A 20,068-nucleotide genomic window follows, 5' to 3' on the forward strand; every position below is an offset into this window, starting at 1 on the left:
ATCCTCCTGCGCGGGCTGGTCGTCTCAGAGCGGTCGTTGGTCCGAACCGAGAGGGTCTTACTCGGGTGGGGCAGAGGTCGACACGGGGTTGTGGAAAACTCCGTGCCACCGTGGGCGAGCCTAACAGTCGCGCGGAATTTCCGAACTTCGTCTAGACCCGATCACGGATATGCAGCGGGCCGGACAGTCTCCTGTCCGGCCCTGCGCATGTGCAATTGTCCCGGTGTTACAGGGCGGTGACGCTACCGCCGGCGGCCGCGATCTTCTCAGCCGCACTGGCCGAGAACGCATTCGCCGTGACATCCAGCTTTACGCCGCCCAGGTCGCCGGTGCCGAGCACCTTGACCGGGCTGCCGTCACGCACTGCTCCCGCCGCGACCAGGTCGTCGACGTTGACAGCGCCACCGGCCGGGAACAGCTCGGCCAGCTTGGCCACGTTCACGACCTGGAACTCGACCCGGAACGCGTTGCGGAAGCCCTTGAGCTTCGGCAGCCGCATGTGGATCGGCATCTGGCCACCTTCGAAGCCGGCAGGCACCTGGTACCGGGCCTTGGAGCCCTTGGTACCACGACCGGCCGTCTTGCCCTTGGAGCCCTCGCCACGACCAACACGGGTCTTGGCGGTCTTGGAGCCCGGGGCAGGCTTGAGGTGGTGAACCTTCAGAGGTCCGTTCGCCATGTCTTACTCAACCTCCTCGACCGTGACCAGGTGGGTCACGGTCTGGACCATGCCACGGATCTCCGGGCGGTCCTCCTTGACGACAACGTCGCGTACCCGCTTCAGGCCTAGGCTGCGCAGCGTCTGACGCTGGTTGTCCTTGGACCCGATCTCGGAACGGATCTGGGTGACCTTCAATCGCGCCACGTCACGCCCCCTGGCCCGCGCGGGCCCGGAGCAGACCGCCCGGAGCCACATCCTCCAGCGGCAGACCGCGGCGAGCCGCGACCTCCTCCGGACGGACGAGCTGCTTGAGGGCATCTACCGTGGCGTGCACGATATTGATCGGGTTGTCCGAGCCGAGTGACTTGGACAGGATGTCGTGGATACCGGCGCACTCCAGAACGGCGCGCACCGGACCACCGGCGATGACGCCGGTACCCGGGCTGGCCGGCTTAAGCAGAACGACGCCGGCTGCCTTCTCACCCTGCACCGGGTGCGGGATGGTCTGGGCGATGCGAGGAACCTTGAAGAAGTTCTTCTTGGCCTCTTCGACGCCCTTGGCGATGGCGGCCGGAACTTCCTTGGCCTTGCCGTAGCCGACACCGACCGTGCCGTCGCCGTCGCCCACCACGACCAGCGCGGTGAAGCTGAAGCGGCGACCACCCTTGACGACCTTGGCCACACGGTTGATGGTGACCACGCGCTCGAGATGCGGGTTCTTCTCCGCTGAGGCACCCCGGTCGCGTCCGCCACCGTCGCGACGGTCGCGACGGTCGTTACCGCCGCGCTCGCCGCCACCGCGCTCGTTGCCACCCGTGCCGCCGGTGCCGCCGGTACGAGGACCGCGCTGCGTTCCCTGACTTGCGGAAGCCATCAGGCGTTCCCCTCACTCATATCGAAAATCTTGCGCATTAGAACTCCAGTCCCGCTTCACGGGCGGCGTCGGCGAACGCGGCGATCCGGCCCGTGTAGGTCGCACCGCCCCGGTCGAAGACGACCTGGGTGACGCCGGCGGCCTTGGCGGCCTCGGCGAGCTGAGCACCGATCTGCTTGGCCTGGGCGGTCTTGTCCCCGCTGGAGGCGTCCAGCTTGAACGTCGAGGCCGAGGCGAGGGTGATGCCCTTGCTGTCGTCGACGACCTGAACGAACAGGTGCCGCGACGAGCGGTTGACGACCAGCCGCGGCCGAGCGGCGGTGCCGACGACCTTCTTGCGGAGCCGGAAGTGACGACGCGCCTTACCCGTACGCCGGCCGGCGGAAATGCCGGCCGAGCGGCGAGCGCGCTTGACGATGATGGAGGCTCCCATGACTACTTACCCGTCTTTCCGGCCTTGCGGCGGATGACTTCACCCTGGTACCGCACGCCCTTGCCCTTGTACGGGTCAGGCTTGCGCAGCTTGCGGATGTTCGCGGCCACCTCGCCGACCTTCTGCTTGTCGATGCCCTCGACCGAGAAACGCGTCGGGGTCTCGACCTTGAACGAGATGCCGTCGGGCGCCGGGATGATCACCGGGTGGCTGAAGCCCAGGGCGAACTCGAGGTCCGAACCCTTGGCGACCACGCGATAACCAGTGCCGACGATCTCGAGGTTCTTGATGTAGCCCGCGGTCACACCGGTCACCATGTTGGCGATCAGGGTGCGCGACAGGCCGTGCAGCGACTTCGACACCCGCTCGTCATCGGGACGGGCGACCTGAAGGGTGCCCTCCTCCTGAGCGACGGTGATCGGCTCGGCCACGACGTGGGTCAGGCTGCCCTTGGGGCCCTTGACCGTCACCGTCTGACCGTCGATCGTCACGTCGACACCGCTGGGGACCGGGATCGGCAGCTTGCCAATACGAGACATTGCGTGCCCTCCCTTACCAGACGTAGGCGAGGACTTCCCCGCCTACTCCACGCTTGGCGGCCTGCCGGTCGGTAACCAGACCGGACGAGGACGAGATGATGGCGATACCGAGGCCACCGAGTACACGGGGCAGACCGGTCGACTTGGCGTAGACCCGCAAGCCGGGCTTGGACACGCGCCGGACACCGGCGATGCTGCGCTCACGGTTGGGGCCGTACTTCAGGTTCAGGGTCAGGACCTTGCCGGGAGCGTCACCCTCGGTGTCGGCGACCGCGAAGTCGGCGATGTAACCCTCCTGCTGGAGGATCTCGGCGATGTGCGCCTTGAGCTTGCTGTGTGGCATCGACACGGTGTCGTGGAATGCCGAGTTCGCATTACGCAGACGAGTCAGCATGTCTGCGATCGGATCTGTCATCGTCATGTGACGGCTACTACCTCTCTCGGGACGGTTCCTCAGCCCGGTACACCGGAGTGGGGCCTATCTCGAAGCAATGGACAACCAGACAAGTCTGCCTGATCGGGTGCTCGATTATGAAATCGCAGGACTTTCGAGCGGGTGGAGCCACCTGCGAAGTACGGCTATCTGCGAACTACCAGGACGACTTGGTCACGCCGGGCAGCTCGCCCGCGTGCGCCATCTCGCGCAAGCAGATCCGGCACAGGCCGAACTTCTTGTAGACCGAATGCGCGCGGCCGCAGCGCTGGCAACGGGTGTAACCCCGCACCGCGAACTTCGGCTTGGCGGCCGCCTTGATCTTGAGGGACGTCTTGGCCATGGCTTAGTTCTCCTTGAACGGGAAGCCGAGCTGCCGGAGCAGCGCGCGACCCTCGTCGTCGGTCTTGGCGGTGGTGACGACCGTGATGTCCATGCCGCGCTGGCGGTCGATGGTGTCCGGGTCGATCTCGTGGAACATCGACTGCTCGGTGAGCCCGAAGGTGTAGTTGCCGTTACCGTCGAACTGCTTGGGCGACAGCCCGCGGAAGTCACGGATGCGGGGAAGGGCCAGGCTGAGCAGCCGGTCCAGGAACTCCCACATCCGGTCGCCGCGAAGTGTGACCTTGGCGCCGATCGGCATGCCTTCACGCAGCTTGAACTGGGCGATCGAGATGCGGGCCTTCTGTACCAGCGGCTTCTGGCCGGTGATCAGGGTCAGGTCACGAACCGCGCCGTCCATCAGCTTGGCGTCCTTGGCCGCCTGGCCGACGCCCATGTTCACGACGATCTTGACGACGCCGGGAACCTGCATGGGGTTGGAGTAGGAGAACTCGCTCTGCAGCGCAGGCACGATTTCCTCGCGGTAGCGCAGCTTGAGCCGCGGCGCGGGGACGGCCGTCTGGGTGTCAGTCATGGCTTACAGGTCCTTTCCGGTGGCGCGCGAAACGCGGACGTTGCGCCCGGTCTCCTCGTCACGCCGGTAGCCGACCCGTACGGCCTTGCCGTCCTCGACCACCATCACGTTGCTTACGTCGATCTTGGCTTCCTGGTGCACGATGCCGCCGGTCTGCGCGCCGCGGGCGTTGGCCGATACCGGGGTGTGCTTGGTGACGCGGTTGATGCCCTCGACGAGAACCTTGTTCTCGGTCGGGTAGGAAGCGATGACCTTGCCGGTCTTGCCGCGGTCCTTGCCAGCGATGACGACGACCTCGTCGCCCTTCTTAATCTTCATCGGTTAGAGCACCTCCGGTGCCAGCGAGATGATCTTCATGAACTTCTTGTCGCGCAGTTCGCGGCCGACCGGGCCGAAGATACGAGTGCCTCGCGGCTCACCATCGGCCTTGATCAGCACGGCGGCGTTCTCGTCGAACTTGATGTAGGAGCCGTCGGCACGCCGGCGCTCCTTGACGGTCCGGACGATGACGGCCTTGACCACATCGCCCTTCTTGACGCCCGCACCTGGCAGGGCATCCTTCACGGTGGCGACGATGATGTCGCCGATACCGGCATAACGGCGACCCGAGCCGCCCAGCACGCGGATGCACAAGATTTCCTTGGCCCCGGTGTTGTCGGCGACGCGCAGTCGCGACTCCTGCTGAATCACAGCCGAACTCCCAATTCATTCTCAGTCTTCCCGCCCCGGCTGGAGGCGTTCGGACGCGGTTGGCTAACCGGGCTCTCACGGCGAGCCCTTACTGTGCCGCCGTTGGCCGCCACCGACCCGTTCGAGCCGGACGGCGATCAACGAAAGTGCTTGTTTACTTGGCCTTCTCGAGGATCTCGACCACGCGCCAGCGCTTGCTGGCCGAGAGCGGACGGGTCTCCATCAGCAGAACCCGGTCACCGACACCAGCGGTGTTGGCCTCGTCGTGCGCCTTGAGCTTGTTCGTGCGGCGGATGACCTTGCCGTACAGAGGGTGCTTGACGCGGTCCTCGACGGCGACCACAACGGTCTTGTCCATCTTGTCACTGACCACCAGGCCCTCACGAACCTTGCGGTCAGAGTTCCGGGCGGCGGTGTCGTTCTGTGCGGACGTCATGCCGCGCCTCCTTCAGGAGCGACCGACAGACCGAGCTCACGCTCGCGCAGGATCGTGTAGATCCGGGCGATCTCGTGGCGGACAGTCCGCAGTCGCCGGTTGTTGTCGAGCTGACCGGTGGCCATCTGGAAGCGCAGGTTGAAAAGCTCTTCCTTGGACTCACGCAGCCGACTCTGCAGTTCTTCGTCGTGGAGTTCGCGCAACTCGTTCGATTCAGGCGTGCTCATCAGATGTCACCAACTTCCCGCTTCACGATGCGGCACTTCATCGGCAGTTTGTGGATGGCCCGGGTCAACGCTTCGCGCGCGACGACCTCGTTCGGGAACGAGAGCTCGAAGAGCACCCGTCCCGGCTTGACGTTGGCGACCCACCACTCCGGCGAACCCTTACCGGAACCCATGCGGGTCTCGGCCGGCTTCTTGGTCAGCGGGCGGTCCGGGTAGATGTTGATCCAGACCTTGCCACCACGGCGGATTCGCCGGTTGATGGCAATACGTGCCGACTCGATCTGACGGTTGGTGACGTAGGCCGGCTCCAGTGCCTGGATGCCGTACTCGCCGAAGGTCACTCGGGTACCACCCTTGGCCGCACCAGTGCGGTCGGGGTGATGCTGCTTGCGGTGCTTGACCCGCCGAGGAATGAGCATGGATCAGCTCTCCGTGGTTTCGGTGGCCACCGGAGCAGATGCTTCCGGGGCCGGGGCTGCTGGGACGTCGGCCACCGGGGCCTCGGTTGCGGTATCGGCAGCGTCGTCGACCGGCGCGGCGCTGGGCGCCTCGGCGGTGACATCGACCGGAGCGGCGACTGGCGCCGTCACGGTTGCTTCGACCGGCGCCGACACGGCTGCTTCGACCGGAGCTTCGACCGGAGCTTCGACCGGAGCCGTGCTGGTCCCGGCGTCGGCCGCGCGGCCGGCTTCAGTTGATACACCCGTGGTGCCCTGAGCACCAGAACGGCGCGGACGCGAGGACGCCGGACGATCACGACGCTGACGCAGCGCCTCGGCGGCCACCGCAGCCTCGCGCTCGGCGCGCGAACCGGTCGGGACCTCGCCCTTGTAGATCCACACCTTCACGCCGATGCGGCCGAAGGTCGTACGGGCCTCGTAGAAGCCGTAGTCGATGTTGGCGCGCAGGGTGTGCAGCGGCACGCGGCCCTCGCGGTAGAACTCCGACCGGCTCATCTCAGCGCCACCGAGGCGACCGGAACACTGCACCCGGATGCCCTTGACGCCCGGAGACTTCAGCGTCGACTGCATGCTCTTACGCATCGCACGACGGAAGCTGACCCGGTTCGACAGCTGCTCGGCCACACCCTGAGCGACCAGCTGGGCGTCGGCCTCGGGGTTCTTCACCTCGAGGATGTTCAGCTGAACCTGCTTGCCGGTCAGCTTCTCCAGTTCGCCACGGATGCGGTCGGCCTCGGCGCCGCGGCGACCGATGACGATGCCGGGACGCGCGGTGTGGATGTCGACGCGGACCCGGTCACGGGTGCGCTCGATCTCCACCTTCGCGATGCCGGCCCGCTCCATGCCGGTCGACATCAGGCGACGGATGGCAACGTCTTCCTTGACGTACTCGGCGTAGTTCTTGTCGGCGAACCAACGGCTCTTCCAGTCGGTGGTGATACCGAGGCGGAACCCGTTCGGGTTGACTTTCTGCCCCATTAGCGGGTGCTCCTCTTCTTCGCGCCACCCTTGCGGGCAGCCCTGTCTACGCTCTCGACCTCGATGGTGATGTGGCTCGTGCGCTTGCGGATGCGGAACGCCCGACCCTGCGCTCGGGGCTGGAAACGCTTGAGCGTCGGCCCCTCGTCGACGAAGGCGCGCGAGACGATCAGCGTGTCCTCGTCGAGGTCGAAGTTGTTCGTAGCGTTGGCGATCGCGGACGCGAGCACCTTCGCAACCGGCTCCGACGCGGCCTGCGGCGCGAACTTCAGCACCGCGAGCGCGTCGACGGCGGGCTTGTTGCGAATCAGGTCGATGACGCGACGAGCCTTCATCGGCGTCACGTTGACCTGCGACGCCCGCGCGAACGCGGTGCGCACGTCGGAGTCTTCAGCGTTGGCTGCCATCTGCGATATCCCTTGTATTCCTGAGTGTCCTTGGCCTAGAGCTCGACTTACCGGCGTGACCGGCGGTCGTCCTTGATGTGACCCTTGAAGGTGCGGGTCGGCGCGAACTCGCCGAGCTTGTGCCCGACCATGCCCTCGGTGACGAACACCGGGACGTGCTTGCGGCCGTCGTGCACCGCAATGGTGTGCCCCAGCATGTCGGGGATGATCGTGGAACGGCGCGACCAGGTCTTGATCACGTTCTTGGTGTTCTTGTCGTTCTGGTCGTCGACCTTCTTCAAGAGGTGGCCGTCGACGAACGGGCCCTTCTTCAGGCTGCGAGGCATCGTTTACGTCCTATCGCTTCTTGTTCGACTTACGGCGACGGACGATCAATGCGTCGCTCGCCTTGCGGGTACGGGTGCGGCCCTCGGGCTTACCGGCCGGGTTGACGGGGTGACGACCACCGGACGTCTTACCCTCACCACCACCGTGCGGGTGATCGACCGGGTTCATGGCCACACCACGAACCGTGGGGCGCTTGCCCTTCCAGCGCATACGGCCGGCCTTGCCCCAGTTGATGTTGCTCTGCTCGGCGTTACCGACCTCGCCGACGGTGGCGCGGCAGCGCACGTCGACGTTGCGGATCTCGCCGGAAGGCATCCGCAGCTGGGCGTAGGGACCGTCCTTGGCGACCAGCTGAACGCTGGCCCCCGCCGAACGGGCGATCTTGGCGCCGCCACCGGGACGGAGCTCGATCGCGTGGACCGTCGTACCGACCGGGATGTTGCGCAGCGGCAGGGCGTTACCCGGCTTGATGTCGGCACCCGGACCGTTCTCGATCGTGTCGCCCTGGTTCAGGTTGCGCGGGGCGAGGATGTAGCGCTTCTCGCCGTCGGCGTAGTGAAGCAGCGCGATCCGAGCCGTGCGGTTCGGGTCGTACTCGATGTGTGCGACCTTGGCCGGCACGCCGTCCTTGTCGTTACGACGGAAGTCGATGACGCGGTAGGCACGCTTGTGGCCACCACCCTGGTGACGGGTGGTGATCCGACCGGTGTTGTTGCGGCCGCCCTTGTTGTGCAGCGGGCGAACCAGCGACTTCTCCGGCGTGGTCCGGGTGACCTCGACGAAGTCGGCCACGGACGAACCGCGGCGACCCGGGGTCGTCGGCTTGTACTTACGGATACCCATTAGTCCAGTCCCTCTAGCTCGCCGGCCCGCCGAAGACCTCGATACGGTCCCCCTCGCGGAGGGTGACGACCGCGCGCTTGATGCTCTTGCGCTGGCCGTAGCCGAATCGGGTCCGCTTGCGCTTGCCCTGGCGGTTGAGCGTGTTCACGTCGGTGACCTTGACGTTGAACACCTTCTCGACCGCGATCTTGATCTGGGTCTTGTTCGAGTCCGGGTGGACGTCGAAGGTGTACTTGTTCTGGTCCAGCAGGCTGTAGCTCTTCTCCGAGATGACCGGAGCGAGCAGCACGTCGCGGTGATCGTCAAACATCAGACGGTTTCCTCTTCAACTTCGCTGGACGAAGCCGTGCCCTTGGCGGACTTGCCAGTGATCGGTCGGGCGAGGAACGCGTTGAGCGCGCCCTCGGTGAACACCACGTCGTCGGAGATCAGGACGTCGTAGGTGTTGAGCTGCCCGGGCTCGATCAGGTGGACCGAGACGTGGTTGCGCAAGCTCTTCCAGGTGAGATCGTCACCACGTTCGGCCACGATCAACAGGTTGCGCGCCTCGCTGATGGTCGCCAGCGCGGTCGCCGCCGCCTTGGTGGAGGGATTGTCCGCGCCGACAAGAGCGGTGACGACGTGAACCCGGCTGTGACGCGCCCGGTCGGACAGCGCCTGACGCAGGGCCGCGGCCTTCATCTTCTTGGGGGTGCGCTGCTCGTAGGACCGCGGCTGCGGGCCGTGAACGACGCCACCACCGGCGAACTGAGGAGCACGGGTCGAACCCTGACGGGCCCGGCCGGTTCCCTTCTGGCGGTAGGGCTTCTTGCCACCACCGCGGACTTCACCACGGGTCTTGGTGGAGTGCGTGCCGGCCCGCGCGGCGGCGAGCTGGGCAACGACGACCTGGTGGATCAACGCGACGTTGGTGTCCACGTCGAAGATCTCGGCCGGCAGTTCAACCGACTTGGACTTCGCCTTGGACGAACCGTCAGCGGTCGGGTCGATGACATCAACAGTGAGCGACATGGTCTCAGGCCCCCTTCTTCACAGCGGAGCGAACGAGAACCAGGCCACCCTTGGGGCCGGGCACCGCGCCCTCGATGAGCAGCAGGCCACGCTCGACGTCGACCTTGACCACGCGCAGGCTCTGGGTGGTCTGCTTGTCGACACCCATCCGGCCGGCCATCCGCATGCCCTTGAACACCCGAGCCGGCGTGGAACAGCCGCCGATGGAACCGGGCTTGCGGTGGTTGCGGTGGGAACCGTGCGAGGACGAGACACCGTGGAAGCCGTGTCGCTTCATGACACCCGCGGTTCCCTTGCCCTTCGTCGTACCGGTCACGTCGACCGCCGCGCCGTCGGCAAAAATGCCGTCGACCGTGATCTCGGTGCCGATCTCGTAGGTCGAGGCGTCGTCGGTGCGCAGCTCGATCACGTGACGTCGCGGGGTCACGCCGGCTGCGGCGAAGTGGCCGGACAGCGGCTTGGTGACCTTGCGCGGGTCGATCTGACCGTAGGCGAGCTGAACAGCGGCGTAGCCGTCCTTCTCCTGGGTACGAATCTGGGTTACGACACAGGGCCCGGCCTTGACGACGGTAACCGGGACGACCCGGTTGTTCTCGTCGAAGACCTGGGTCATGCCGAGCTTCTCGCCCAGAATCCCCTTCAAGTTCTTAGACATCGATTCTCTCGCTGTTCGCTACTGGATGTTCACGTCGACGCTGGCCGGCAGGTCGATACGCATGAGCGCGTCGACCGTCTTCGGCGTCGGGTCGAGGATGTCGATGAGACGCTTGTGAGTGCGCATCTCGAAGTGCTCGCGGCTGTCCTTGTACTTGTGCGGCGAACGAATGACGCAGTACACGTTCTTCTCGGTCGGCAGTGGCACCGGACCGACGACGCGAGCGCCGGTACGCGTGACGGTCTCGACGATCTTGCGCGCGCTGGCGTCAATGGCCTCGTGGTCGTAGGCCTTGAGCCGGATGCGGATCTTTTGTCCAGCCATAGTGGCTTTCTCGTCCTCACTGTTTTCGATGGTGCTACTGCCTGGGATCGAGCTCGCGGCTCCGGATGTCCGGCGCCGAAGCGGGTCGTGCTGTCGTACCCGCAGGTCGGCCGGGAAAGTGACCCGGCCGACCCGCGGCCTTGCGAACTACTTGAGGATCTTGGTGACCCGGCCGGCGCCGACGGTGCGGCCACCTTCCCGGATCGCGAACTTCAGACCGTCTTCCATGGCGATCGGCTGGATCAGCTCGACCAGCATCTCGGTCGTGTCACCAGGCATGACCATCTCGGTGCCCTCGGGGAGGGTAACGACGCCGGTCACGTCAGTGGTGCGGAAGTAGAACTGCGGGCGGTAGTTGTTGAAGAACGGCGTGTGGCGGCCGCCTTCGTCCTTCGAGAGGATGTAGACGTTCGCCTCGAAGTTGGTGTGCGGAGTGGTCGTGCCGGGCTTGATGATGACCTGGCCGCGCTCGACGTCCTCGCGCTTGATGCCACGAAGCAACAGGCCCACGTTCTCGCCGGCCTGGCCCTCGTCGAGCAGCTTGCGGAACATCTCGATGCCGGTGACCGTCGTGGTCTGCTTGGTGTCCTTGATGCCGACGATGTCGACAGTCTCGTTCACCTTCAGCACACCGCGCTCGATACGGCCGGTGACGACGGTTCCACGACCGGTGATCGTGAAGACGTCCTCGACGGGCATGAGGAAGGGCTTGTCGATCTCGCGAACCGGCTGCGGGATGGACTCGTCCACGGCGTCCATGAGGGACAGCAGCTTGGCGCCCCACTCAGCGTCACCCTCGAGCGCCTTGAGCGCCGAAACCTGGATGATCGGAGCGTCGTCGCCCGGGAACTCGTACTGGTTGAGCAGCTCACGTACCTCGAGCTCGACGAGCTCCAGGATCTCCTCGTCGTCAACCATGTCGGCCTTGTTCAAGGCCACCACGATGTAGGGAACGCCGACCTGGCGAGCCAGGAGCACGTGCTCCTTGGTCTGCGGCATCGGGCCGTCGGTCGCCGCAACCACCAGGATCGCGCCGTCCATCTGGGCCGCGCCGGTGATCATGTTCTTGATGTAGTCGGCGTGACCGGGGCAGTCGACGTGCGCGTAGTGGCGCTTCTCGGTCTGGTACTCGACGTGCGCGATCGAAATCGTGATGCCGCGCTGACGCTCTTCCGGCGCCTTGTCGATCTGATCGAACGCCGAAGCCTCGTTCAGAGTCGGGTACTTGTCGTGCAGCACCTTGGTGATGGCGGCCGTCAGCGTCGTCTTGCCGTGGTCGATATGACCGATGGTGCCGATGTTGACGTGCGGCTTCGTCCGCTCGAACTTCGCCTTAGCCACTGTGGGTCCTCTCCCTCTTTCGGGCTTCTACTTATTGGATGGTCTTGGGTTGTAAAACCGGGGTCGTACGGTCTTGCCTACTCGCCTGTCGCCTTCGCGATACTCATTGCTCGGCTCCGATCGAGCTCCGCTCCTCGCTCGCTGGCGCTCGCTGCGATGCTCACTCTCCCGTCGCCTTTGCGATGATCTCCTTCGCCACGTTGGCCGGAACCTCCGCGTACGAATCGAACTGCATGGAGTAGTTCGCTCGGCCCTGGGTCTTCGACCGCAGGTCTCCGACGTAACCGAACATCTCCGACAGCGGGACCAGCGCCTTGACGACGCGGGCACCGGAGCGCTCCTCCATGGCCTGGATCTGGCCACGGCGGGAGTTCAGGTCGCCGATCACGTCGCCCATGTTTTCTTCGGGCGTGGTGACCTCGACGGCCATCATCGGTTCGAGCAGGGTCGGCGACGCCTTGCGCAGCGCTGCCTTCATGACCATCGAACCGGCGATCTTGAACGCCATTTCCGACGAGTCGACCTCGTGGTAGCCACCGTCGAGCAGGCTGAGCTTCACGCCCACCATCGGGTAACCGGCCAGGACGCCGTACTGCAAAGCCTCCTGCGCACCCGCGTCCACCGAAGGAATGAATTCCTTGGGGATGCGGCCACCGGTGACCTTGTTGTCGAACTCGTAGGTGGGGCCGTCGGCGGTCAGCGGCAGCGGTTCGACCGACACCTGGACCTTCGCGAACTGGCCGGATCCACCGGTCTGCTTCTTGTAGGTCAGGTCTTCCCGGTCGACGGTCCGCTTGATCGTCTCGCGGTAGGCCACCTGGGGCTTGCCGACGTTGGCCTCGACCTTGAACTCTCGGCGCATCCGGTCGACCAGGATCTCCAGGTGGAGTTCGCCCATACCGGCGATGACCGTCTGACCGGTCTCCTCGTCGTTGTTGACCTTGAACGTCGGGTCTTCCTCGGCGAGCTTCTGGATCGCGACGCCCAGCTTTTCCTGGTCGCTCTTGGTCTTCGGCTCGATGGCCACCGAGATGACCGGGTCCGGGAAGGTCATGGACTCGAGGATGATCGGCTTGGCCGAGTCCGACAGCGTGTCACCGGTTGTGGTCTGCTTCAGACCGGCCACAGCGATGATGTCGCCGGCGCCGGCGCGGGGCAGCTCTTCACGCTTGTTGGCGTGCATCTGGTAGATCTTGCCGATTCGTTCCTTGCGGTCCTTGGTCGAGTTCAGGACCTGCGAGCCGTTCTCCAGCACACCCGAGTAGATGCGCACGAAAGTCAGCTTGCCCAGGTGCGGGTCGGTGGCGATCTTGAACGCCAGCGCAGACAGCGGCTCGGACTCGTCGGCCTTGCGCTCGGCCTCGGTCTCGCCGTCCATCAGCGTGCCGGTCACGTGGTCGACGTCCAGCGGTGAGGGCAGGAAGTCGACGACCGCGTCCAGCATCGGCTGGACACCCTTGTTCTTGAACGCGGATCCGGTGAGCACCGGGTTGAGCTTGTCGGCCAGAGTGGCCCGACGGATCGCGGCCTTCAGCGTCTCGACGGACAGCTCTTCACCCTCGAGGTAGGCCTCGGCGATCGCGTCGTCGGCGTCGGCCAGCGTCTCGAGCAGCGTCTCGCGCCACTCGTTGGCCGAGTCGAGCAGGTCCGCGGGGATCTCCTCGATCGTGTAGTCCTCACCCTTCTGGGTCTCGCCGCGCCACACGAGCGCACGCATACCCAGCAGGTCGACGACGCCGATGAAGTCACCCTCGCTGCCGATCGGGATCTGCAGCACGAGGGGAGTCGCGTTGAGCCGGTCCTTCATCATCTGCACGCAGCGGAAGAAATCCGCGCCGGTGCGGTCGAGCTTGTTGACGAAGCACATGCGAGGGACGTTGTACTTGTCGGCCTGACGCCACACGGTCTCGGTCTGCGGCTCTACACCGGCGACACCGTCGTACACCGCGACGGCACCATCGAGGACGCGCAGCGAGCGCTCGACCTCGACCGTGAAGTCCACGTGCCCGGGCGTGTCGATGATGTTGATCGCGTGACCCTTCCACTCGCACTTGGTGGCGGCGGAAGTGATGGTGATACCGCGTTCCTGCTCCTGCTCCATCCAGTCCATGGTGGCAGCGCCGTCGTGGACTTCACCGATCTTGTAGGAGATACCGGTGTAGAAGAGGATGCGCTCGGTCGTCGTGGTCTTACCGGCGTCGATGTGCGCCATGATCCCGATGTTCCGGGTCTTGGCAAGAGTGGCGTTGCTAGCCATCGTTCCTTCTTCTGTCGTCTTTGTTCCTGGCGGCCGGGTGGATGAGCGGGAGGCGGTGGTGCGTACCTCCAGCGTTCGGCCGTACTACCAGCGGTAGTGGGCGAAGGCCTTGTTGGACTCGGCCATCTTGTGCGTGTCTTCGCGGCGCTTGACGCTCGCTCCCAGGCCATTGCTGGCGTCGAGCAGCTCGTTCATCAGGCGTTCGGTCATGGTCTTCTCGCGACGGGCACGCGAGTAGCCGACCAGCCAGCGCAGCGCCAGCGTGTTGGCGCGACCGGCCTTGACCTCGACGGGGACCTGGTAGGTCGCACCACCGACGCGGCGGCTCTTGACCTCGAGCGTGGGCCGGACGTTGTCGAGCGCGCGCTTGAGGGTGACGACCGGATCGGTGCCGTTCTTCTCGCGGGCGCCCTCCAGGGCGCCGTACACGATGGCCTCTGCGGTCGAGCGCTTGCCGTCGAGCAGGATCTTGTTCACCAGCTGGGTGACCAGCGGCGAGTTGTAGACCGGGTCGATAACCAGCGGCCGGCGGGGGGCAGGACCCTTACGCGGCATTAGCTCTTCTCCTTCTTCGCGCCGTAGCGGCTACGCGCCTGCTTGCGGTTGCGAACACCCTGGGTGTCCAGCGAACCGCGAATGATCTTGTATCGAACACCGGGCAGGTCCTTCACACGACCGCCGCGAACGAGCACGATTGAGTGCTCCTGCAGGTTGTGCCCGACGCCGGGGATGTAGGCCGTGACCTCGATGCCACTGGTGAGGCGCACGCGGGCGACCTTCCGCAGGGCGGAGTTCGGCTTCTTGGGCGTGGTCGTGTAGACGCGGGTGCACACACCGCGACGCTGGGGGGAACCCTTCAGCGCCGGGGTCTTGGTCTTCCCGATCTTGTCCTGCCGGCCCTTACGGACCAGTTGCTGGATCGTAGGCATGTGGCCTGCAATCTCCTCGCTCGTTCGTCTGCGGTACGTCTGCGGGCCGTGCTGTCCTGGCGGGGAAGCTTGCGCTCCGCACCGGCAGGGGTAGGCAACCCCGGCAACGTGTCTGCTCTGCTGTTGTGAGTCGTACGGGTACTCGTCCGGTCCCCGAGGTCGGGCGTGTCGCGCCTGGCCCCAGAGCAATCCGTACAAAGATTCGGACGGATTGATGGACGATCCGTCTCACCTGAGTCCTGGAACCCGGACATGCCGGCTCCACAGTCCCCCGCGGCAAGCACGGACGAGTGCCCAGAGGATCCGGGCACAAGGTCAAACAATACCGAGGTCGCGGGCCGTATCCAAATCGAGGCCGGAACCGGTCGGCCGGCGCCGCGCGGATCTCCCCGCATCGGCCGTGAGGGCTGTCCAGCCCCGGAAGGTACGCCCCGGAAACACGCTTGGAGACGTGCTTCGCTCACGGGCGGGAAAATCTGCTTCGGAACCAGCCCCGGGCACCACCGCTCGTGGCTGCGACTGGAACCTGGACGATGCTGCCCCTATTCCTGGGTCGGCGTCGGGCGGTCCTACTGAGCCCGGCCGCCGTCGGGGCGCCGCGATGCAGCGGCTCCGTGCCGGGCGCAGGCCGGGTCAGTTGGTTGCCGTACGGGGACCGCGGGAATAACGAAACAGAAATCTCGGCGCAGTGTGTGGCTTTCGCTCCCGCGCGTGCTACCGTCTACTTGGTTGTAGTTGCAGTTTTCCACGACGTTTTGTGACGCCCGCGGGTACCAGCAGCGGGCGTTTTGCTTTCTCGAACCGGGAATGCGTTGAGCGCCGCAACCCGGGGTCCGCGCAGTGCGGTTCCCGAACCGCATTGAGCAGGGAGAAGTACATGGCACAGGGAACCGTGAAGTGGTTCAACTCGGAAAAGGGCTTTGGATTCATCGCTCCGGACGGTGACGGCCCGGACGTGTTTGTCCACTACTCGGCCATCACCACCCAGGGTTACCGGACTCTCGACGAGAACCAGCGCGTCGAGTTCGACACCACCCAGGGCCAGAAGGGCCCCCAGGCGGAGAACGTCCGCCCGGTCTGAACCACCGCTAGTCTCTAGCAACACGCAAGGGCCGTACCCGAAAGGGTGCGGCCCTTGCTGCGTTCCGTCGAGGTTGCCCTCGTTGCTCGCCCGATGACCGGCAACAAGGGCAACGTCAACGCCCCCGAGCCGGCAACAAGGGCAACGTCAACGGCGAACGGCCCGGTTCCTCCTAGGAGGAACCGGGCCGTTCGCGGTGTCAGTGACCAATCACTGGCCGAGCTGCGGTCTAGCGGTAGTCGTTGTAGCCGAAGTCGTCGAGCGCGACAGCCTGGCCCCCACCGGGACCGAAGCCGTAGTAGTCGCTCTCGTCGTAGCCGGCCATCGTGAAGGCGGCCGCGCGGGCCTCTTCGGTCGGGTTGACCTCGACGTTGCGGTACTTGGCGATACCGGTACCGGCCGGGATCAGCTTGCCGATGATCACGTTTTCCTTGAGGCCGACCAGCGAGTCGGACTTGGCCGAGATGGCCGCGTCCGTCAGCACTCGGGTCGTCTCCTGGAACGAGGCGGCCGACAGCCACGACTCGGTCGCCAGCGACGCCTTCGTGATACCCATCAGCACCGGACGACCCGAGGCCGGTTCGCCACCCTCGGCGACAACCCGACGGTTCTCGGCCTCGAACAGCGCCCGTTCCACCAGCGAGCCCGGAAGGAACTCGGTAGCACCCGACTCGATCACCGTGATGCGCTTGAGCATCTGTCGGATGATCACCTCGATGTGCTTGTCGTGGATGGCCACACCCTGCGAGCGGTACACCTCCTGGACCTCGCGGACGAGGTGCAGCTGCACCTCACGCGGGCCCATGATGCGCAGGACGTCGTGCGGATTCGCGGCACCGGCGACCAACTGCTGGCCAACCTCGACCCGATCACCGTCACCCACCAGCAGGCGGGCCCGACGCGAGATCGGGTATTCGATCTCCTCCGTGCCGTCGTCCGGGGTGAGGATGAGCTTGCGCCCACCGCCCTTGGCCGTCGACTCGGACTCCTCCAGGCGCACCCGTCCGGTCGCTTCGCTGATCGGCGCGACGCCCTTCGGCACCCGCGCCTCGAACAGCTCGGCCACACGGGGCAGGCCGTGCGTGATGTCGTCACCGGCGATACCGCCGGTGTGGAACGTACGCATGGTCAGCTGGGTACCGGGCTCACCGATCGACTGGGCGGCGATGATGCCGACCGCCTCGCCGACGTCGACTACCTTGCCGGTGGCCAACGAGCGGCCGTAGCAGGTGGCGCAGGTGCCGAGCTGGGACTCACAGGTCAGGACCGAACGAACCCGAACCTCGGACACTCCGCGCGAGACCAGCTCGTCGATGAGTACGTCACCGAGGTCGGCACCGGCGGGCGCCACAACGGCTCCGTCGGCTTCGACATCCTCGGCCAGCACTCGGGCGTACACGCTGGTTTCGGCGTGGCCGTCCTTGATGAGCTTGCCGTCGGCGCCGGCCGCGGCGATCGGAAGAATCACGCCACGCTCGGTGCCGCAGTCCTCCTCGCGGATGATGACGTCCTGCGAGACGTCCACCAGACGACGGGTCAGGTAACCCGAGTCGGCGGTACGCAGCGCGGTGTCGGCCAGACCCTTACGAGCACCGTGGGTGGAGATGAAGTACTCCAGAACCGACAGACCCTCACGGAAGTTGGCCTTGATCGGCCGCGGGATGATCTCGCCCTTGGGGTTGGCCACCAGACCACGCATGGCCGCGATCTGACGCATCTGCATCATGTTTCCTCGGGCACCCGAGTTGACCATGATGTAGACGGGGTTGGTCCGCGGGAAGTTGGCTTCCATTTCCTTGGCGACCTCGCTGGTCGCCTTGGTCCAGACCTCCACGAGCTCCTGACGGCGCTCGTCACCGGTGATCACACCACGCTGGTACTGCTTCTCGATCTTCTCGGCGTCCTTCTCGTACCGCTCGAGGATCTCGGCCTTCTTCGGCGGCGTCACGACGTCGTCGATGGCGATGGTGATACCCGAACGGGTGGCCCAGTGGAACCCGGCCGCCTTCAGGTTGTCCAACGCGTTGGCGACCGCCACCTTCGGATACCGCTCGGCCAGGTCGTTGACGATCTGGCCGAGTTCCTTCTTGGTGACCTCGTAGTTGACGAAGCGGTAATCGGCCGGCAGGGCGTCGTTGAACAGCGTCCGACCCAGAGTCGTGTCGACGAGCAGGGTCTCCCCCGGAGTCCACCCCTCGGGAGCCGTCCACTTGTCTTCCCCGGGGCCGTTGTCGACCGACGTGATCCCCTGCAGCCGGATCTTGACCGGCGCCTGCAGCCCGAGAGACTTGGCGTCGCGCGCCATGATGCCCTCGGACGGCGAGGAGAACGCGCGGCCGGCTCCGTCCTGCTGCGGGCGCAGGGTCGTCAGGTGGTACAGACCCAGAATCATGTCCTGGGTCGGCATGGTCACCGGACGGCCGTCAGCCGGCTTGAGGATGTTGTTCGTCGACAGCATCAGGATCCGGGCCTCGGCCTGGGCTTCGGCCGACAGCGGCAGGTGCACCGCCATCTGGTCACCGTCGAAGTCCGCGTTGAACGCGGTGCAGACGAGCGGGTGGATCTGGATGGCCTTGCCTTCGACCAGCTGCGGTTCGAAGGCCTGGATGCCCAGGCGGTGCAGCGTCGGTGCGCGGTTGAGCAGCACGGGGTGCTCGCGGATGACCTCTTCGAGCACGTCCCACACGACCGGACGAGCACGCTCGACCATGCGCTTGGCCGACTTGATGTTCTGCGCGTGGCTCAGGTCCACCAGGCGCTTCATCACGAACGGCTTGAACAGTTCGAGCGCCATCTGCTTGGGCAGACCGCACTGGTGCAACTTGAGCTGCGGACCCACCACGATGACCGAGCGGCCGGAGTAGTCCACGCGCTTGCCGAGCAGGTTCTGACGGAACCGGCCCTGCTTGCCCTTGAGCAGATCCGACAGGGACTTCAGCGGCCGGTTACCCGGGCCGGTGACCGGACGGCCACGACGGCCGTTGTCGAACAGCGCGTCGACGGACTCCTGCAGCATCCGCTTCTCGTTGTTGACGATGATCTCGGGAGCACCAAGATCGATCAGTCGCTTGAGGCGGTTGTTGCGGTTGATCACGCGGCGGTACAGGTCGTTGAGGTCGGAGGTCGCGAAGCGGCCACCGTCCAGCTGCACCATCGGACGCAGGTCCGGCGGGATGACCGGGACGCAGTCGAGCACCATGCCCTGAGGGGAGTTGGTGGTGTTGAGGAACGACGCCACCACCTTCAGGCGCTTGAGTGCGCGGATCTTCTTCTGGCCCTTGCCCGAGCGGATCGTCTCGCGCAGCGACTCGGCCTCGGCGTCGAGGTCGAAGCCGGCGATCAGCGTCTGCAGCGACTCCGCGCCCATGCCGCCGGCGAAGTACTCGCCGAAGCGGTCACGCAGCTCGCGGTAGAGCATCTCGTCGGAGATGAGCTGCTTGACGTCCAACTTGCGGAAGGTGTCCATGACCTCGTCGAGACGGTCGATCTCGCGCTGGGCCCGGTCACGCAGCTGGCGCATCTCGCGCTCGCCACCTTCGCGGACCTTGCGGCGGACGTCGCTCTTGGCACCCTCGGCCTCGAGCTCGGCCAGATCGGCTTCGAGCTTCTTGGCGCGGGTGTCGATGTCGGAGTCGCGACGCTTCTCCAGCGTGCTCTTCTCCGCGCTGACCTCGGCCTCGAGCGTCGGCAGGTCGCGATGGCGAGCCTCGGCGTCGACGCTGGTGATCAGGTAGGCGGCGAAGTAGATGATCTTCTCGAGATCCTTCGGCGCCAGGTCCAGCAGGTACCCGAGCCGGGACGGCACACCCTTGAAGTACCAGATGTGCGTGACCGGCGCGGCCAGCTCGATGTGGCCCATGCGCTCACGACGGACCTTGGCCCGGGTCACCTCGACGCCGCAGCGCTCGCAGATGATGCCCTTGAAGCGCACGCGCTTGTACTTGCCGCAGTAGCACTCCCAGTCCCGGGTGGGGCCGAAGATCTTCTCGCAGAAGAGACCGTCCTTCTCAGGCTTGAGAGTCCGGTAATTGATGGTTTCAGGCTTCTTTACCTCGCCGTGCGACCACTGGCGGATGTCATCCGCGGTGGCCAGGCCGATCCGAAGCTCGTCGAAGACGTTGACGTCGAGCAAGGTTCCTACCTTCTTTGCTCTGTAAATCTGTGGGTGTTGCTAGCTGCTCGTGGCGGGTTGCCCCGCCGTCTGTGCGTTCAGCGGCCGGGACGGACCGGCGTCAACGTCAGCCC

The 20,068-nt window shown here is 65.5% G+C and carries 26 protein-coding genes and 1 pseudogene; 1 reads left to right on the forward strand and 26 read right to left on the reverse strand.

Going from position 1 to position 20,068, the window contains the following annotated elements; all coding sequences use genetic code 11:
* Nucleotides 1-226 precede the first annotated feature (226 nt).
* The 25 genes and pseudogenes from rplO to rpsL all read right to left on the reverse strand — a co-directional run bounded on the left by rplO (nucleotide 227) and on the right by rpsL (nucleotide 14,742).
* Entirely contained in the window at nucleotides 227-679 is a 453-nt protein-coding gene (gene rplO / locus M6D93_RS17035; RefSeq protein ID WP_249771054.1) for a 50S ribosomal protein L15, read from the reverse strand.
* Between the two features lie 3 nt (nucleotides 680-682).
* Complete coding sequence (gene rpmD, locus M6D93_RS17040) at nucleotides 683-865, reverse strand: 50S ribosomal protein L30 (protein WP_249771056.1); 183 nt, start codon at nucleotides 863-865, stop codon at nucleotides 683-685.
* Nucleotide 866: 1 nt separating this feature from the next.
* The gene (gene rpsE / locus M6D93_RS17045; protein ID WP_347343503.1) at nucleotides 867-1,535 is read right to left on the reverse strand and encodes a 30S ribosomal protein S5; all 669 of its coding nucleotides are present in this window, start codon (nucleotides 1,533-1,535) and stop codon (nucleotides 867-869) included.
* Between the two features lie 37 nt (nucleotides 1,536-1,572).
* Nucleotides 1,573-1,968, reverse strand: coding sequence for a 50S ribosomal protein L18 (rplR, locus tag M6D93_RS17050; protein ID WP_249771058.1), 396 nt, complete (start codon nucleotides 1,966-1,968; stop codon nucleotides 1,573-1,575).
* Between the two features lie 2 nt (nucleotides 1,969-1,970).
* Nucleotides 1,971-2,507: a 50S ribosomal protein L6 gene (rplF, locus tag M6D93_RS17055; protein ID WP_249771060.1), complete on the reverse strand. Its 537-nt coding sequence runs from the start codon at nucleotides 2,505-2,507 to the stop codon at nucleotides 1,971-1,973.
* 13 nt (nucleotides 2,508-2,520) lie between these two features.
* The gene (gene rpsH / locus M6D93_RS17060; protein WP_249771062.1) at nucleotides 2,521-2,928 is read right to left on the reverse strand and encodes a 30S ribosomal protein S8; all 408 of its coding nucleotides are present in this window, start codon (nucleotides 2,926-2,928) and stop codon (nucleotides 2,521-2,523) included.
* Between the two features lie 169 nt (nucleotides 2,929-3,097).
* A complete protein-coding gene (locus M6D93_RS17065; protein WP_249771064.1) occupies nucleotides 3,098-3,283 on the reverse strand; it encodes a type Z 30S ribosomal protein S14 in 186 nt (61 codons plus the stop codon).
* Nucleotides 3,284-3,286: 3 nt separating this feature from the next.
* Complete coding sequence (rplE, locus tag M6D93_RS17070) at nucleotides 3,287-3,856, reverse strand: 50S ribosomal protein L5 (RefSeq protein ID WP_249771066.1); 570 nt, start codon at nucleotides 3,854-3,856, stop codon at nucleotides 3,287-3,289.
* A gap of 3 nt (nucleotides 3,857-3,859) precedes the next feature.
* Nucleotides 3,860-4,174, reverse strand: a complete 315-nt coding sequence (gene rplX, locus M6D93_RS17075; RefSeq protein ID WP_249771068.1) for a 50S ribosomal protein L24 — start codon at nucleotides 4,172-4,174, stop codon at nucleotides 3,860-3,862.
* 3 nt (nucleotides 4,175-4,177) lie between these two features.
* Entirely contained in the window at nucleotides 4,178-4,546 is a 369-nt protein-coding gene (gene rplN / locus M6D93_RS17080; RefSeq protein WP_249771070.1) for a 50S ribosomal protein L14, read from the reverse strand.
* Between the two features lie 154 nt (nucleotides 4,547-4,700).
* Complete coding sequence (rpsQ, locus tag M6D93_RS17085) at nucleotides 4,701-4,982, reverse strand: 30S ribosomal protein S17 (protein ID WP_249771072.1); 282 nt, start codon at nucleotides 4,980-4,982, stop codon at nucleotides 4,701-4,703.
* Nucleotides 4,979-5,209, reverse strand: coding sequence for a 50S ribosomal protein L29 (gene rpmC / locus M6D93_RS17090; RefSeq protein ID WP_249771074.1), 231 nt, complete (start codon nucleotides 5,207-5,209; stop codon nucleotides 4,979-4,981). Before rpmC ends, rpsQ begins: the two co-directional genes overlap by 4 nt.
* Entirely contained in the window at nucleotides 5,209-5,628 is a 420-nt protein-coding gene (gene rplP, locus M6D93_RS17095) for a 50S ribosomal protein L16 (RefSeq protein WP_249771076.1), read from the reverse strand. The genes rpmC and rplP overlap by 1 nt, the downstream gene beginning before the upstream one ends.
* Nucleotides 5,629-5,787: 159 nt before the next feature.
* Nucleotides 5,788-6,648: pseudogene (rpsC, locus tag M6D93_RS17100) on the reverse strand (30S ribosomal protein S3); the annotation flags it as partial.
* Entirely contained in the window at nucleotides 6,648-7,055 is a 408-nt protein-coding gene (gene rplV, locus M6D93_RS17105; protein ID WP_249771078.1) for a 50S ribosomal protein L22, read from the reverse strand. The gene rplV and the pseudogene rpsC, both read right to left, overlap by 1 nt.
* Nucleotides 7,056-7,102: 47 nt before the next feature.
* Nucleotides 7,103-7,381: a 30S ribosomal protein S19 gene (gene rpsS / locus M6D93_RS17110; protein ID WP_249771080.1), complete on the reverse strand. Its 279-nt coding sequence runs from the start codon at nucleotides 7,379-7,381 to the stop codon at nucleotides 7,103-7,105.
* Between the two features lie 10 nt (nucleotides 7,382-7,391).
* Complete coding sequence (gene rplB / locus M6D93_RS17115) at nucleotides 7,392-8,225, reverse strand: 50S ribosomal protein L2 (protein WP_249771082.1); 834 nt, start codon at nucleotides 8,223-8,225, stop codon at nucleotides 7,392-7,394.
* A 13-nt stretch (nucleotides 8,226-8,238) separates the two neighbouring features.
* Nucleotides 8,239-8,535 carry a 50S ribosomal protein L23 gene (gene rplW / locus M6D93_RS17120; RefSeq protein ID WP_249771084.1) on the reverse strand — a complete coding sequence of 99 codons (297 nt, stop codon included), beginning with the start codon at nucleotides 8,533-8,535 and terminating at the stop codon, nucleotides 8,239-8,241.
* Nucleotides 8,535-9,236 carry a 50S ribosomal protein L4 gene (gene rplD / locus M6D93_RS17125; protein WP_249771086.1) on the reverse strand — a complete coding sequence of 234 codons (702 nt, stop codon included), beginning with the start codon at nucleotides 9,234-9,236 and terminating at the stop codon, nucleotides 8,535-8,537. The genes rplW and rplD overlap by 1 nt, the downstream gene beginning before the upstream one ends.
* Before the next feature lie 4 nt (nucleotides 9,237-9,240).
* Entirely contained in the window at nucleotides 9,241-9,891 is a 651-nt protein-coding gene (rplC, locus tag M6D93_RS17130) for a 50S ribosomal protein L3 (RefSeq protein ID WP_249771088.1), read from the reverse strand.
* Between the two features lie 18 nt (nucleotides 9,892-9,909).
* Nucleotides 9,910-10,215 (reverse strand): 30S ribosomal protein S10, encoded by a 306-nt coding sequence (gene rpsJ / locus M6D93_RS17135; RefSeq protein WP_003938093.1) that lies wholly within the window; start codon nucleotides 10,213-10,215, stop codon nucleotides 9,910-9,912.
* Between the two features lie 147 nt (nucleotides 10,216-10,362).
* Nucleotides 10,363-11,556: an elongation factor Tu gene (gene tuf, locus M6D93_RS17140; RefSeq protein ID WP_249771090.1), complete on the reverse strand. Its 1,194-nt coding sequence runs from the start codon at nucleotides 11,554-11,556 to the stop codon at nucleotides 10,363-10,365.
* 160 nt (nucleotides 11,557-11,716) lie between these two features.
* Nucleotides 11,717-13,813, reverse strand: coding sequence for an elongation factor G (gene fusA, locus M6D93_RS17145; RefSeq protein WP_249771092.1), 2,097 nt, complete (start codon nucleotides 13,811-13,813; stop codon nucleotides 11,717-11,719).
* A gap of 84 nt (nucleotides 13,814-13,897) precedes the next feature.
* Nucleotides 13,898-14,368, reverse strand: coding sequence for a 30S ribosomal protein S7 (gene rpsG, locus M6D93_RS17150; protein WP_249771094.1), 471 nt, complete (start codon nucleotides 14,366-14,368; stop codon nucleotides 13,898-13,900).
* Nucleotides 14,368-14,742, reverse strand: coding sequence for a 30S ribosomal protein S12 (gene rpsL / locus M6D93_RS17155; protein ID WP_022914015.1), 375 nt, complete (start codon nucleotides 14,740-14,742; stop codon nucleotides 14,368-14,370). Before rpsL ends, rpsG begins: the two co-directional genes overlap by 1 nt.
* A gap of 877 nt (nucleotides 14,743-15,619) precedes the next feature.
* Here rpsL and M6D93_RS17160 point away from each other — a divergent pair.
* Nucleotides 15,620-15,823 carry a cold-shock protein gene (locus tag M6D93_RS17160; protein WP_249771096.1) on the forward strand — a complete coding sequence of 68 codons (204 nt, stop codon included), beginning with the start codon at nucleotides 15,620-15,622 and terminating at the stop codon, nucleotides 15,821-15,823.
* A gap of 229 nt (nucleotides 15,824-16,052) precedes the next feature.
* Here the strand turns inward: M6D93_RS17160 and M6D93_RS17165 are convergent, their stop codons facing one another.
* Nucleotides 16,053-19,955: a DNA-directed RNA polymerase subunit beta' gene (locus tag M6D93_RS17165; protein WP_283818601.1), complete on the reverse strand. Its 3,903-nt coding sequence runs from the start codon at nucleotides 19,953-19,955 to the stop codon at nucleotides 16,053-16,055.
* Nucleotides 19,956-20,068: the final 113 nt, after the last annotated feature.

The organism is Jatrophihabitans telluris (genome assembly GCF_023516435.1).
GTDB lineage: Bacteria > Actinomycetota > Actinomycetes > Mycobacteriales > Jatrophihabitantaceae > Jatrophihabitans_A > Jatrophihabitans_A telluris.